Annotated in this window: 14 protein-coding genes; 9 read left to right on the top strand and 5 right to left on the bottom strand. The window is 57.0% G+C overall.

The annotated features are described in order from the left end of the window. Nucleotides 1–73: 73 nt before the first annotated feature. The 3 genes from CDI07_RS03650 to CDI07_RS03640 all read left to right on the top strand — a co-directional run bounded on the left by CDI07_RS03650 (nt 74) and on the right by CDI07_RS03640 (nt 2,139). Nucleotides 74–721: a phosphoribosyltransferase gene (locus CDI07_RS03650; protein ID WP_088180312.1), complete on the top strand. Its 648-nt coding sequence runs from the start codon at nt 74–76 to the stop codon at nt 719–721. Nucleotides 722–742: 21 nt separating this feature from the next. Beyond that, complete coding sequence (locus tag CDI07_RS03645) at nt 743–1,066, top strand: hypothetical protein (protein ID WP_088180311.1); 324 nt, start codon at nt 743–745, stop codon at nt 1,064–1,066. 92 nt (nt 1,067–1,158) lie between these two features. Further along, a complete protein-coding gene (locus tag CDI07_RS03640) occupies nt 1,159–2,139 on the top strand; it encodes a metal ABC transporter solute-binding protein, Zn/Mn family (protein ID WP_088180310.1) in 981 nt (326 codons plus the stop codon). 44 nt (nt 2,140–2,183) lie between these two features. Here the strand turns inward: CDI07_RS03640 and CDI07_RS03635 are convergent, their stop codons facing one another. Genes CDI07_RS03635 through CDI07_RS03620 form a run of 4 tightly spaced genes read right to left on the bottom strand, consistent with a single transcriptional unit; the run spans nt 2,184 to nt 6,920 of the window. After that, entirely contained in the window at nt 2,184–3,077 is an 894-nt protein-coding gene (locus CDI07_RS03635; RefSeq protein WP_088180309.1) for an ABC transporter permease, read from the bottom strand. Then, nucleotides 3,074–4,126 (bottom strand): ABC transporter permease, encoded by a 1,053-nt coding sequence (locus CDI07_RS03630; RefSeq protein WP_088180308.1) that lies wholly within the window; start codon nt 4,124–4,126, stop codon nt 3,074–3,076. The genes CDI07_RS03635 and CDI07_RS03630 overlap by 4 nt, the downstream gene beginning before the upstream one ends. Beyond that, on the bottom strand, nt 4,107–5,645 hold the full coding sequence (locus tag CDI07_RS03625; protein ID WP_088180307.1) for an ABC transporter ATP-binding protein: 1,539 nt from the start codon (nt 5,643–5,645) through the stop codon (nt 4,107–4,109). Before CDI07_RS03625 ends, CDI07_RS03630 begins: the two co-directional genes overlap by 20 nt. A gap of 45 nt (nt 5,646–5,690) precedes the next feature. Then, nucleotides 5,691–6,920, bottom strand: a complete 1,230-nt coding sequence (locus CDI07_RS03620) for a BMP family protein (protein ID WP_088180306.1) — start codon at nt 6,918–6,920, stop codon at nt 5,691–5,693. A 123-nt stretch (nt 6,921–7,043) separates the two neighbouring features. On the opposite strand from CDI07_RS03620, the gene CDI07_RS03615 reads away from it, so the two are divergent. Beyond that, on the top strand, nt 7,044–7,493 hold the full coding sequence (locus CDI07_RS03615) for a hypothetical protein (protein ID WP_088180305.1): 450 nt from the start codon (nt 7,044–7,046) through the stop codon (nt 7,491–7,493). 139 nt (nt 7,494–7,632) lie between these two features. Further along, entirely contained in the window at nt 7,633–8,538 is a 906-nt protein-coding gene (gene ftsY / locus CDI07_RS03610) for a signal recognition particle-docking protein FtsY (protein ID WP_088180304.1), read from the top strand. Here ftsY and surE read toward each other — a convergent pair. Beyond that, nucleotides 8,535–9,308, bottom strand: a complete 774-nt coding sequence (surE, locus tag CDI07_RS03605; RefSeq protein WP_088180303.1) for a 5'/3'-nucleotidase SurE — start codon at nt 9,306–9,308, stop codon at nt 8,535–8,537. The two genes, ftsY and surE, sit on opposite strands and share 4 nt — an antisense overlap. Before the next feature lie 60 nt (nt 9,309–9,368). Here surE and CDI07_RS03600 point away from each other — a divergent pair, with 60 nt between their 5' ends. From CDI07_RS03600 to CDI07_RS03585, 4 genes are all read left to right on the top strand, one after another. Continuing rightward, nucleotides 9,369–10,343 (top strand): archaeosine biosynthesis radical SAM protein RaSEA, encoded by a 975-nt coding sequence (locus CDI07_RS03600; protein ID WP_088180302.1) that lies wholly within the window; start codon nt 9,369–9,371, stop codon nt 10,341–10,343. Nucleotides 10,344–10,493: 150 nt separating this feature from the next. Then, complete coding sequence (locus tag CDI07_RS03595; RefSeq protein ID WP_088180301.1) at nt 10,494–10,766, top strand: 2-oxoglutarate ferredoxin oxidoreductase subunit delta; 273 nt, start codon at nt 10,494–10,496, stop codon at nt 10,764–10,766. Between the two features lie 2 nt (nt 10,767–10,768). Further along, nucleotides 10,769–11,959 carry a 2-oxoacid:acceptor oxidoreductase subunit alpha gene (locus tag CDI07_RS03590; RefSeq protein WP_088180300.1) on the top strand — a complete coding sequence of 397 codons (1,191 nt, stop codon included), beginning with the start codon at nt 10,769–10,771 and terminating at the stop codon, nt 11,957–11,959. Further along, a complete protein-coding gene (locus tag CDI07_RS03585) occupies nt 11,959–12,813 on the top strand; it encodes a 2-oxoacid:ferredoxin oxidoreductase subunit beta (protein ID WP_088180299.1) in 855 nt (284 codons plus the stop codon). Before CDI07_RS03590 ends, CDI07_RS03585 begins: the two co-directional genes overlap by 1 nt. Nucleotides 12,814–12,816 lie beyond the last annotated feature (3 nt).

Genomic DNA, 12,816 nt, shown 5'->3' with positions numbered 1-12,816 from the left:
GCCATCTTCCAGTCAAATCCCAGAGCGTAACGCTTAAATATAACCTTCCCCTTGCTCCGTTAAGGGAAATGCAATGAAGAAGTTTCCGGCTTATCTCGCTTCTTGGGACGACATAGAAAGATGGGCAAAGGAAGGTGCCTGGAAGGTTCTGGAGGACGGATGGAGGCCGGACGTTATAGTCGGCCTCGCGAGGGGCGGCTGGGTTGCTGCAAGGCTCTACTGCGACTACCTAGGAGTCAAAGACCTCGTCAGCCTCAAGGTCGAGCACTGGGGCGTTACGGCGACCCCTGACGGAAAGGCCAGGCTCAAGTACGGAAGCAACTACGACCTGGGCGGCAAGAAGGTTCTCATAGTGGACGACATCAGCGACACCGGCGAGAGCCTAACGCTAGCGAAGAACTACGTCGAGGGACAGAAGCCGGCTGAGATAAAGGTCGCGACGCTCCTCACCATAAAGGGCTCGCGCTTCAAGCCGGACTACTACGGCGAGGAAATCGACTGGGCCTGGATAGTCTTCCCGTGGAACTTCGTCGAGGATATGATAAACCTCGTCGGCAACCTCTTCGAGGAGAGGGATGCTTTAACCACGGATGAAATCATCGAGCTGTTCAAGGAGCTTCACGGCATGGAGGTTCCGAAGGGCAAGCTTGAGGAAGCTCTCCGCATGGCTGAAAGAAGGAAGGTTTTTAAATTCCGGGAGGGTGCCTGGCGCAGGGCATGATGAAGTCCGGGAAGTGATAGTTTGAATAAGGAGAAAAAGGTCGAGGAGATCAAGAATCACAGCGTTTACGCTAGGGAAATCTACGACATGCACAGCGACAGCATAGACAGGGTTCTCGAAGACTACGACGACCTCAAGGAGGACTACCTGAACGACCACTCGCGGGCGAGGATAGTGCGCATAGTCTTCAACGAGGACAACGGCCTTCCACTGGCGATAGAGTTCAACAGGAAGGACGACAGCTTCAAGGGGTTCACGATAGCCATCGGCAAGCCCCACATCAAGAGCAACGGGAACGGAAAAGGGGAAACTGAAAACGCCCCTCAGGGAGAGACCAACGGCTGAGCTACTTTTTTACCCCCATTCTAAGCCTCTCCTGCACGAGCCTTCCGACAGCTTTTAAAATCGAAGGACGAACCGAATTAGGGTGACCGAAAATGAAGAGGTTACTGGTAATCATGATTCTCATCACCGGCATGATCGCACCGTTCGCAGGCGCGGCGAGTGAGAAACCTCTCGTCGTGGTCAGCATAGCCCCGCTGGCGGCAATAGTTCAGGATGCGTTCGGTGATTCGGTGAATGTGGTCTACCTGATCCCACCAGGCGCTGACCCTCACGAATACCAGCTCACGGCGAGCCAGATAGAGCTCCTGAGGAAGGCAAGCGTCATCGTGACGACTGGCGGCCATCTCCCGGTGGAGAAGAAGATAGCCGAGCTGAAGGCGGAGGGCACCGTAACGGGTGAGACGCTCTTTCTTGAGGATTACAAACGCGAGGGCTTCAGGTATCTCCCGGAGTACTGGTACGGGAACAAGGACAATCCCCACGGCGTCTGGCTCGACCCCACGAACGCGCTGGCGATCGCAAGGGCCACCGAAAAAGCCCTGGAGAAAGCAGACCCCCTCAACGCCGAGACATATCTGGAGGGATACCGGGACTTCGAGGTGAGGGTGAGGACGATAATGGAGGCATATCGCGTCCTCGTTGATGGGAACCACACCGCGGTGATCCAGATGCCCCCCGACCAGTACGCCCTGGAATGGCTCGGAATCAAAGCAATCGCCTCGATAAAGCCGGAGGAAGAGGTGCCGGCCATAGGTGTGGATGAGCTCGTTCCCACCGCGGCCAAGGCAGACGTTGTGGTCTACGCCGTGGACAGCCCCGACCAGCTCAAGGACGCGGCGAGGGAGCTGTCCGCCAAGAGTGGGAAGCCGGCCGCCGAGATAAGGGTCTTCTGGAAGGACGAACCGTATACCGAAGTTCTCAGGGAGAACAGTGCCGCGATAATCCGGGCCCTCGGAGGAAAGGCGCCTGAGGAAGGGCCTGCGACGAAGACCGACGTGAGCCGCTACGTTGCGGTCTCCCTCGTGGTTGGAATCGTTCTGGGGACGGCGTTGGGCGTAGTTCTCAAGAAGTGACGCTTTTCTTTTTTGCAAAATTCAAAAGGGGGAGAAAAGGGAGATCACTCCCTCTTGTAGGGCCTTCCGTCCCACTTCGGCGGCCTGGCCTTGCCGATGATTCCCGCCACGATGATGATGGTCATTATGTAGGGCAGCATGAGGATGAACTGCCCGGGGATTATGTGCTTCGGTGCCAGCCATGTGGCGAGGGCGTCGAAGAATCCAAAGAGCCAGCCGCCTATCAGCGAGACCAGCGGGTTCCAGCCGCTGAAGACCATGTTGGCCAGCGCTATGAAACCCCTGCCTCCGGACATCGTCTTGTGAACCAGCCCGAGCCAGTCGACGCTCATGAAGGCTCCGCCGAGTCCAGCCAGGGCGTGTCCGTAGACCGTTGACCAGAACCTGTACTTCTCGACGTTTATACCCAGCGCATCGGCGGCCTCCGGGTTCTCACCGACGGAGCGGACGCGCAGACCGAGCGGGGTCTTGAAGAGCACCCACCAGGTTACGATGGCTATCGCTACGGTCACCAAGACCATTGGACTCAGCTCGCCGTAGGGCGTTTTCCAGTGCCACATCTGGGCATCCTGAGGAAGCTGGTGCTGTCCGGCGGTTCCCCAGTAGGCCAGTATGCCGAAGGGAACCACACCCATGGCGAGCAGGTTGATGCCTATACCCGGGATGACGTGGTCGCCCTTGAGGTAGACGGTGAGGGCACCGTGGAGCATTCCGAGCAGGACGCCTATGAGTATTCCGCCGATGAGGCCAACGACGGCGTTGTGCGCAAGCTCGGCGAATATCGCGCCGAAGAAGGCGCTCATCAGGAGAACGCCCTCGTAGCCGATGCTGACCACACCGGCGCGCTCGCTCCAGGCGGCACCAACGCTGGTGAGCACTATCGGCACCATGGCCATGAGGGAGGTGAACAGTATAGTGAGGACGTCACCAACGTTCATTGGGCAGCCCCCCTGTGGATGGCTTTCCTAATCAGGTCGTACAGGCTCGGGATGGCAACGGTTATGACTATGATTCCCTGTATGACCTTGATGATTTCGAGCGGAACCTGTGCCTGCGCCTGCATCAGTGCAGTTCCAGCGCGGAGCATTCCGAAGAATATTGCCGCGAGGATGATTCCAAGCGGATGGTTCCTGCCGACCAGAGCGACACCGATACCGTCGAAACCGAAGCCGTAGATGTTCGCTCCTCCCTGGCTGATGGCATAGGTTGGCCCCTCACCCATTATCTTCATGGCACCACCCAGTCCGCTGAGCAGGCCACCGATGAGGAACGACCACATGACGGCCATCTTCGGGTTCATTCCGGCGTAGCGTGCGGCTTTCTCGTTCATTCCGCTGGCGCGCATTCCAAATCCCATGGTCGTGTGCCAGAGCAGGAAGTACGTCAGCAGTGCGGCGATTACCGCAATTATGATGGCTATTGAAAGGCCGTAGCCGATTTCGGGGAGTCTAGCTGCCACCGGGATTCTGATGGTCTTGTTGGGGTCGTTGGGGTTGGCGTATGGCCCGACTATGAGCCAGAGCACGAAGAACCAGCCTATCCAGTTGAGCATTATCGTGGATATGACCTCGTGGACGCCGCGGTAGACCTTGAGAACCGCCGCCGGAAGCGCCCAGAGTGCTCCGAGGAGCATGCCCATGACGAGGCCGAAGAGCATGTTGTCCCAGACGTTGGTGAATATCACCGCCGCTATGGCGCCGAAGTAGAAGGAGCCCTCAGCACCTATGTTGAATATTCCCGTCCTGGTGCCTATCGCGAAGGTCAGTGCCGTGAGCATTATCGGGGTTGCGTATCTGAGGGTCGAGGCTATTCCGTAGGTGCTTCCGAGGGCGCCCTGGAAGAGCCAGTAGTAGGCCTCGAAGGGGTTGTAGCCGAAAGCCAGGAGGACTATTGCACCTATGAGGAAACCGACGAATATGGCTATAAGGCTCTCGATGAACGGACGAACGTTCAAGGATTTGAGGAGCTCACTTCCTGATTTCTTCATAGCGGATACCTCCCATCATCATACCGATCTCTTCCGTGGTGACCTCTTCGGGCTTCACAATGCCCATGAACTCGCCCTCGTAGATTATTCCCATCCTGTCGCTGAGCTGGACAACTTCGTCGAGGTCTGCCGAGACGAGGAGAACGGCTTTGCCTTCGTTTCTGAGCTTCACGAGGTAGTTCCTGATGTATTCGGTTGAGGCGACGTCAACACCCCTCGTGGGCTGGGAAGCCACTATGAGCACGGGCTTCTTGCTGACCTCCCTGGCAACGATGAGCTTCTGCTGGTTGCCGCCGCTGAGGCTCTTGACCGGGGCGTCAACACCGGGGGCAACTATCTCGAACTCCTCTATGAGCCGTCCGGTGTGCTCCCTGGCCTTGTTCCAGTCTATCGTTCCCTTCCAGCGCTGGAACTCTCTCATCCACTGGAGACCGAGTATCGCGTTCTCCGTGACGGTCATGTTGAGTATCAGTCCCATGTGGGTTCTGTCCTCTGGGATGTGAGCCATTCCCGCCTCGTAGAGTTCCTTCGGGCTTCTACCAGTTATCTCCGTCCCATTCAAGATCACATGACCTTTCTCAGGCCTCCTCAGTCCGGTTATGGCCTCGATGAGTTCCGTCTGACCGTTGCCCTCGACGCCGGCTATTCCGAATATCTCGCCGGCCCTTACCTCGAAGGACAGCCCCCTAACGGCATCCTCGCCCCTGTCACCCTTGACCCAGAGGTCCTTGATCTCAAGTATAGGCTCCCCGGGCTCCTTGGGCGGCTTCTGTATCCTGAGAACCACGTCCCTTCCAACCATCATCCTCGCGAGTAGCTGCGGCGTTGCCTCACTCGTGTTGACGGTTCCTATGACCTCGCCCTTCCTGATGACGGTGACACGGTCGGTGAGCTCCATGACCTCGTTGAGCTTGTGGCTGATGAAGATTATCGTCTTCCCCTCGGCCTTCAGCTTCTTGAGAACGGCGAAGAGCTCCTCGACCTCGAGGGGCGTCAGTACCGCCGTCGGCTCGTCGAGTATGAGGACGTCAACGTCCCTGAAGAGCATCTTGAGGATTTCAATCCTCTGCTGGACTCCAACGGGCAGGTCCTCCACCGGAACGTCCAGGGGGACCTTGAAGTTCAGATCCTCCATGAGCTCCTGAAGCTTCTCGGTGGCCTTATCAACATCAATCTTTGAAAACAGTCCATGGCCCTCCATGCCCAGGATTATGTTGTGGAGGGCATCGAAAACCTCAACGAGCGTGAAATGCTGATGAACCATACCGATGCCGTGAGCGATGGCATCGGAGGGGCTCTTGAACCTGACCTCCTCGCCCCTTATGAAGATTTTACCCGAAGTCGGATGAAGCATGCCGAAAAGGACCTTCATGAGGGTGGTCTTTCCGGCGCCGTTCTCACCGAGGAGACCCAAAATCTCGCCTTTATACACGGTAAGGTCAACGCCCTTGAGGGCCTTAGTGCCGTCCGGATACACCTTGACGATTCCCTTCATCTCGATTATCGGTGTCCTCTCCATTGCAGCACCCCCTTTTTAAGTGGAGAAAAGAAAGGGGTTAAGAGCTCACTTGGCGAGCTCCATCATTTCCTGCCAGGTCTTGGCGGCGCGAACCTTCTCTATGCCTTCCTTGTCCATCGGAGCCGGGACCTTGATGGTGCCGGTCTTGATCTTGCCCTCAAGATCATTCACGGCTTCCCATATCCAGGCCGGAACCTGAGCCCTGGTGTCCTCGAGGTACTTCTTGAGTTCGTCCTTGCTGTTGAAGCCGAGGTCCTTGAGCTTCTGCTTCTGGGTGTCCTCCGGGAGCGAGTCGAACATGGCCATAACGTCGTCAACGCTGCTTATGCCGACACCGCCCTCCTTGAGGCCGAGCTCGACGATACCGCCCTTGAAGTTGCCCTCAACGGCATCCTTAACTGCGGTGTAGACACCGACGTCAACGCGCTTCATCATGCTGGCTATGATAACGCCTGGCTTGATCCAGTCCTGGGCTGAGTCAACACCGATGGCGAAGGGCGGACCCATCTTCTTGCCCTGGGAGTCGAGAACCTCTGAAACGGCGTCGAAGACACCGAGACCGGTTCCACCGGCGACCTGGTAGATAACCCACGCGCCCTGGGCGAGCTGGGCCCTGGCGGCCGCCTTACCCTTGGCAGCGTCGTTGAAGGTTCCTGTGTACTGGTAGATGACGTCTATGCTGACGTCCTTTCCGGTCTTCTGCTTGTAGTAGTCCTCGGCCCACTTGACACCGAAGCGGTAGCCGGCCTCGAACTTGTAGAGAACCGGTATCTCCATACCGAGGACGATTCCAACCTTGTCCTTGCCGTCGTTGGCCGCTATAAGGCCAGCGAGTGCACCGGCAAGGGCAGAACCTTCGTTCTCCTTGAACAGGATGCTCATGACGTTGTCCTTGTCAGGGATGTAACCATCGATGATGGCGAACTTCTGGTCGGGGTACTCGTCGGCAACCTGCTTGACGGCGTCGGTCATCATGAAGCCGACGGCTATGATAACGAGGTACTTCTTCTGGCTTGCGAGGGTCTCAAGGTTCTTGACGTAGTCGTCCTCGCTGTTGCTCTGAAGTTCAACCAGGTCCAGGTTGAAGTCCTTTGCGGCCTTGGACGCTCCGAGGTAGGCCATGTCGTTGAAGCTCAGGTCACCCCTGCCACCAACGTCGTAAACGATGGCAATGGCGCCCTTGGTGGATTCCTTTTCACCTGGAGAAATGCAGCCACTGGCCACTACACCGAGAGCCAAGAGGCCAATTAAAAACAAGCTAAACAGCTTCTTCATGCTAACACCCCGCGAGTTTTCAAAGGTATACCCGTAAAGCGCAATATATACTTTATGGTTCCCAGGAGGCCGAAAATTTGAGAAAGAATTTTAACCTTGGAGTAAAAGTTTTTTGTGATGACCATGCTGAAGAAAATAGCCGAATTAAATTCGGGAGCGGTTTTAATTACCGGCGACGGGAAGAGACTTGCGAGAATATACCTGAGCGCATGGGGAAAGGCAGGGAGGCGCATACTTGCTGAGTATCTGCCGTTCCAGGTCGACGGTGACGTCTACATAGGCTCTCCCTTCGAGAGCGACGACTTTGAGGTGTACCTCATAGTCAACCCGCTCTCACGCTCCAAGGCGGAGAGGGAAAAGCTGAAGGACTGGCTGGGGGAGCACAGGGACAAGCTCGTACTGCTCTACGAGCACAAGTACGTGAAGGACTCCATAACCCGCTATGGGATGAAGGAATTCATCGATTATCTAATCGCCTACAAGAGAGAAACCGTTGGCTTCGAAAGGTTGGACGTCATGCGCCTTGAGAACGGGAGGGTAGTGGAGAGCAAGACCTACGTCCGGAGGTACTGAGTTTATAAGCGGTGGAGCAGAGTTAAACCCGCCCGATGACGAGCGGTTTCGGGTCTGAGGTGTGATGACACCAGCTATCGCCGAGGGCACTTCATAATTATTATATAGGCATAAGTCGCTCGCTCATGGGGTGGTAAAGATGCTGGGAAAACTCAAGGAGAAGTTAGGCTCATTCGTGGACAAGGTCTCGCAGACTGAAATAAGCGAGAAGGACGTTGAAAACGCGCTCTGGGATCTGGAGATAGAACTTCTCGAGGCTGACGTTGCCCTCGAAACCGTCGAGGAGCTCAAGGAGAGGATAAAGGAGAAGCTCGTCGGCCAGAAGGTCAAGATAGGAACGAACAAGAAGGCCCTGGTTGAAGAGGCCGTCCGCGAGGCCGTTCTTGAGGTCCTGACACCCGAGAAGAAAATAGACCTCCTTGAGCTGATAAAGTCCAAGGAGGAGAAGCCCTTCGTCATAGCCTTTGTGGGCTTCAACGGCTCCGGAAAGACGACCACCATAGCCAAGCTCGCCCACTGGCTCAAGAAGAACGGTCTCGGCGTCGTCATAGCCGCGAGCGACACCTTCCGCGCCGGGGCGATAGAGCAGGTCGAGGAGCACGCAAAGCGCGTCGGCGTCAAGGTCATCAAGCACTCCTACGGTGCCGACCCAGCCGCCGTTGCCTACGACGCGATCCAGCACGCCAAGGCCAGGGGACTTGATGTTGTTCTCATAGACACCGCCGGGAGGAACGAGCTGAACAGGAACCTCATGGACGAGATGAAGAAAATAGCGCGCGTAACCAAGCCAGACCTGGTGATATTCGTCGGCGACAGTTTAGCCGGCAACTCCGTCGTCGAGCAGGCGAAGCAGTTCAACGAGGCGGTGAAGATCGACGGCGTAATCCTCACCAAACTGGACGCGGACGCAAGGGGCGGCGCCGCTCTGAGCATAAGCCACGCGATAGGTGCTCCGATACTCTTCGTCGGCGTCGGTCAGGGCTACGACGACCTAAAGCCCTTCGACGAGAAGTGGTTCGTGAAGAGTATCTTTGGAGAGGCTTAGAACAGCCTCTCAACTTCCCTCAAATCAACCCTCGCGGTCATGTCTATGTTTATCGGGGTCACACTGACTTTTCTCTCCACCTTCAGGGCGTAGGCATCCGTCCCGGGTTCGAACTCCCTGCATTTTCTGCCGACTATCCAGTAGTACGGGTTGCCCTTGGGGTCTATGCGCTCCTCGACCGTCGGCCGGTACATCCTGTGGGCAAGCCTCGTGACCGCTATTCCGGTCTCCTCGGTGGCGTCGTCCGGAACGTTCACGTTGAGCATGTCGACGCCTTCCGGAAGACCATCCCTCAGAACGGCCCGCGCCACCTTCCTCAGGAAGTGAGCGGCTATGGAGAAGTCAACCTCGCTTCCCTCGCCGAATTTGTACTTCTCCCGGCTGACCTCAAGGCTTATCGCCACGCTCGGAATCCCGTTGGTCGCCGCCTCTATGGCCGCGGAAGCAGTTCCCGAAACGGTTATCTCGGTGCTTAGGTTTTCCCCAAGGTTGATGCCGCTTATGGCCAGGTCAAAATCGGTGAAACGGGCCAGGGCGAATATTACACAGTCAACGGGCATTCCATCAAGACCGTAGGCCACCTTCGCCCCGGGAACGTCAACGAGCTTGGCCCTGAGGGGACGGTGAAGGGTCATGGCCCTTCCGCTGGCACTCCTCTGGAAGAGCGGCGCGACCACGTAAACCTCACCGAGGTCTTTCACGGCCTCGACAGCGGCTCGCAGCCCTTTGGAATAAATCCCGTCATCGTTCGTGATGAGTATCCTCGGCATGTTTGGGACTAGGCCCTCACCTTTAAAAACCCTAACTTCCAGCGAGGCTTAGGTGAGAGAATGACATACTGGACGAGCGAGGACAACGTCGCCGGGGAGCCTGGAACGGCACTTTTCATAATCCTGCCCACGATAGGATGCTACCGCTTTAGAATCAATCAGGCCTGCTACATGTGCGCCTACCCCACGGCCGCGCCAAAGGTAAAGTGGAGCCAGGACGCCATAGTGGACTACGTCAAAGAGGCCCTCAAGAAAATCGAAGGCAAAAAGGGGCCCTTCGCGGTCAGAATGTTCACCTCGGGCTCTTTCCTTGACAACGGAGAGCTTAAGCCCGAGACGAGGAGGAGAATCTTTGAAATTCTGGCCGCTCTGGATGAGGTCAGGGAGATAGTCATCGAGAGCCGGAGCGAGCTGGTCCGCTACGATGCCGTTAGGGAGCTGGCCGAGATAGTCCCCGATAAGCACTTCGAGGTTGCGATCGGCCTTGAGACGGCAAACGACGACATCGCCGATGTCTCAATCAACAAGGGCAACACATTTGAGGACTTCGTTAGGGCCGCGGAGATAACCCACGAGGCCGGGGCGAATGTCAAGACCTACCTCCTGCTGAAGCCTATTTTCCTGGGCGAACGCGACGGCATAGAGGACGCCAAGGAGAGCATAATCAAGGCCGAGCCATACACCGACACCTTCTCGATAAACATCACCGACATCCAGAAGGGAACGCTCTACGAGCGGCTCTGGGAGAAAAAGGAGTACCGCCCACCGTGGCTCTGGAGCGCGGTTGAGGTTCTAATCTGGGCAAAGAAGCGCTTCCCGGACAAGAGAATCCTGAGCGACCCCGTTGGAGCCGGTTCAAAGCGCGGGCCGCACAACTGCCTCACCGACTACGATAAGACCATAGGAAGGGCGATAAAGAAGTTCTCGGCGACTCAGGACCTGAGCCACATCGAGAACCTCAAGCCCGAGTGCCGTGAGAGGTGGGAGTACATAGTTGAGAACGGCCTCCTCGACTGGCAGCTGGTGACGTGGTGAAGTTATTTCGCTTTTGAAAGAATTTTCATGCTTTCTTTTCGCCGGCCTTATAACGCCTCTCGTGATTCTTTGATGCTCATTTATGGGCCCTCACGAAAGCTTTAAATGTTGACAAACGTAAAAGGGCTTAGCAAATCGCGGGTGATGCTTATGGCAGATGTCGAAGGGAAAACCGTGGTCGAAAGGTCTGACTACCTCGTTACCGGCAAGGCGGAAGGAATCGTTGAAATCGACGTGGACACTTTTCTGTGCAAGGGCTGTGGCATTTGCGTCGAGATGTGCCCGAGAAAGGTCTTTGAATGGAGCAAGGAGCTCAGCGAGAAGGGTGTCCACTACCCCGTCCCGGTTCACGCCGAGAAGTGCGTCAAGTGTAAGCTCTGCGAGCTTCTCTGCCCGGACTTTGCCATAGCCATAAGGTGGTGACAATGATTATTCGTGGAAACGAGCCTGAACAGCTCAGGCTCCTTAGAAAGCTCTACAAACCGGGCAACTACTTCATGCAGGGCAACGAGGCGGTAGCCTACGGCGCGCTCTTCGCCGGGTGCCGCTTCTACGCGGGTTATCCGATAACCCCCTCCAGCGAGATAGCGGAGACTATGGCTCGCGAACTGCCGAAGCTCGGCGGCTACTACCTCCAGATGGAGGATGAGATTGGGAGCATAGCCGCGATGGTCGGCGCCTCATGGACCGGGTTCAAGGTTATGACCGCCACCGCCGGACCCGGGTTCAGCCTCATGCAGGAGAACCTCGGCTACGCCGTGATGACCGAGACCCCGCTCGTTCTGGTCGACGTCCAGAGGAGCGGCCCCTCAACGGGACAGGCCACGAAGGGAGCGCAGGGCGACTTCTTCCAGGCCAGGTGGGGAACCCACGGCGACCATCCGATCGTTGCCGTTTCTCCGACGAGCGGGCAGGACGCCTTCTGGGAGACTATAAGGGCCTTTAACATTGCCGAAAAGCTGAGAACCCCCGTTGTGGTGCTCTTCGATGGAGTGCTCGCCCACACTAGGGAGCAGATAAAGATTCCGGACGTTTCGGAGGTCGAGATAACCTACCGCAAGCTTCCGGAGAACGAGGAAGAGGCAAGGCTCCCCTTCGGCGACCCCCATGGCGACGGCGTTCCGCCGATGCCGCTCTTCGGTCACGGCTACTTCACCCACGTTACCGGTTCGACTCACAAGGAGACCGGCCTGAGGGACGTTTACACCCCCGAGGTTCACGATAGGCTCGTGAGGAGAATCCACCGCAAGATTGAGAAGAACCGCGAAGTTTACGAGAAGTACGAGGAGCACTTCACGGAAGACGCCGAGATACTCGTCGTCAGCTGGGGAGTAACTGCGAGACCAGCCCTCGGAGCGGTTCTCCGGGCCAGGGAGGAGGGGATAAAGGTCGGCCTCTTCGTGCCGAAGACCGTCCACCCGTTCCCGGCCGAGAGAATGAGGGAGCTTGGAAAGCGTGTTAGAGCAATACTCGTCGCAGAGATGAACCTCGGCCAGATGATAATAGAGGTCGAGCGCTACGTTAACGACGACGTCCTCCTCAAGGGCGTGAACAAAATCGGCGGAGTGCCTCTGACCGTTGAGGAGATCCTCCGCGAGATAAGGGGTGTTGCCTGATGGCGAAGAAGATATACTCCACCTACCCGATGGTTAAGTACCTCCGCAAGGAGGCCCTACCCACAGCCCTCTGTCCCGGCTGTGGCGGCGGAACTGTCCTCAACGCCTTCGCGAACGCGATAGATAACCTCAAGATTGACCCCAAGGACCTCGTCGTCGTTAGCGGTATAGGCTGCTCCGCCTGGATAGCCTCACCGTATTTCCTCGCGGACACGCTCCACACGACCCACGGGAGGGCGATAGCCTTCGCCACCGGCGTCAAGGTGGGCCTTCCCGACAAGAAGGTCGTCGTCATAAGCGGTGACGGTGATCTGGCGAGCATAGGCGGCAACCACCTGCTCCACGCCGCGAGGAGGAACATAGACATAACCGTAATCCTCGTCAACAACTTCATCTACGGAATGACGGGCGGCCAGGTCGCCCCTACGACGCCCTTCGGCGCTAAAACCACCACCAGCCCGTACAGGAACATAGAGCACCCGCTCCAGATTTCCGAGACTGTTGCCGCCGCCGGAGCGAGCTACGTTGCCAGGTGGACCACTGCCCACGTCTACCAGCTCATCGAGAGCATAAAGAAAGCCCTCCAGGTTAAGGGCTTCTCGCTCGTCGAGGTCATCTCCCAGTGTCCCGTCCAGTTCGGAAGGAGGAACAGGATGAAGGAGCCGGCCGAGATGCTCAGGTGGTTCCTCAAGAACTCAGTCCCGGTCAGCAGGGCGAGAAACATGAGCCCGGAGGAGCTTGAGGGCAAGTTCGTCATAGGGGAGATAGTCAACAGGGAGAGGCCGGAGTTCACCACGGAGCTTAACAAGCTCATAGACGAGGTTCAGGAGCATTTCGGCCTTAAGGAGGAGTGAGAG

This window comes from Thermococcus sp. 5-4, from assembly GCF_002197185.1.
Taxonomy (GTDB): Archaea; Methanobacteriota_B; Thermococci; order Thermococcales; family Thermococcaceae; genus Thermococcus; species Thermococcus radiotolerans.
The sequence above is the reverse complement of the archived record's forward strand: the minus strand, read 5'-3'. Positions and strand labels throughout refer to the sequence as shown.

Bases quoted from the DNA above. Each gene is read 5' to 3' on its own strand.
- CDI07_RS03650 (WP_088180312.1), top strand. From the start codon at position 74: ATGAAGAAGTTTCCGGCTTATCTCGCTTCTTGGGACGACATAGAAAGA.
- CDI07_RS03640 (WP_088180310.1), top strand. From the start codon at position 1,159: ATGAAGAGGTTACTGGTAATCATGATTCTCATCACCGGCATGATCGCA.
- CDI07_RS03635 (WP_088180309.1), bottom strand. From the start codon at position 3,077: ATGAACGTTGGTGACGTCCTCACTATACTGTTCACCTCCCTCATGGCC.
- CDI07_RS03630 (WP_088180308.1), bottom strand. From the start codon at position 4,126: ATGAAGAAATCAGGAAGTGAGCTCCTCAAATCCTTGAACGTTCGTCCG.
- CDI07_RS03625 (WP_088180307.1), bottom strand. From the start codon at position 5,645: ATGGAGAGGACACCGATAATCGAGATGAAGGGAATCGTCAAGGTGTAT.
- CDI07_RS03620 (WP_088180306.1), bottom strand. From the start codon at position 6,920: ATGAAGAAGCTGTTTAGCTTGTTTTTAATTGGCCTCTTGGCTCTCGGT.
- CDI07_RS03615 (WP_088180305.1), top strand. From the start codon at position 7,044: ATGCTGAAGAAAATAGCCGAATTAAATTCGGGAGCGGTTTTAATTACC.
- ftsY (WP_088180304.1), top strand. From the start codon at position 7,633: ATGCTGGGAAAACTCAAGGAGAAGTTAGGCTCATTCGTGGACAAGGTC.
- surE (WP_088180303.1), bottom strand. From the start codon at position 9,308: ATGCCGAGGATACTCATCACGAACGATGACGGGATTTATTCCAAAGGG.
- CDI07_RS03600 (WP_088180302.1), top strand. From the start codon at position 9,369: ATGACATACTGGACGAGCGAGGACAACGTCGCCGGGGAGCCTGGAACG.
- CDI07_RS03595 (WP_088180301.1), top strand. From the start codon at position 10,494: ATGGCAGATGTCGAAGGGAAAACCGTGGTCGAAAGGTCTGACTACCTC.
- CDI07_RS03590 (WP_088180300.1), top strand. From the start codon at position 10,769: ATGATTATTCGTGGAAACGAGCCTGAACAGCTCAGGCTCCTTAGAAAG.
- CDI07_RS03585 (WP_088180299.1), top strand. From the start codon at position 11,959: ATGGCGAAGAAGATATACTCCACCTACCCGATGGTTAAGTACCTCCGC.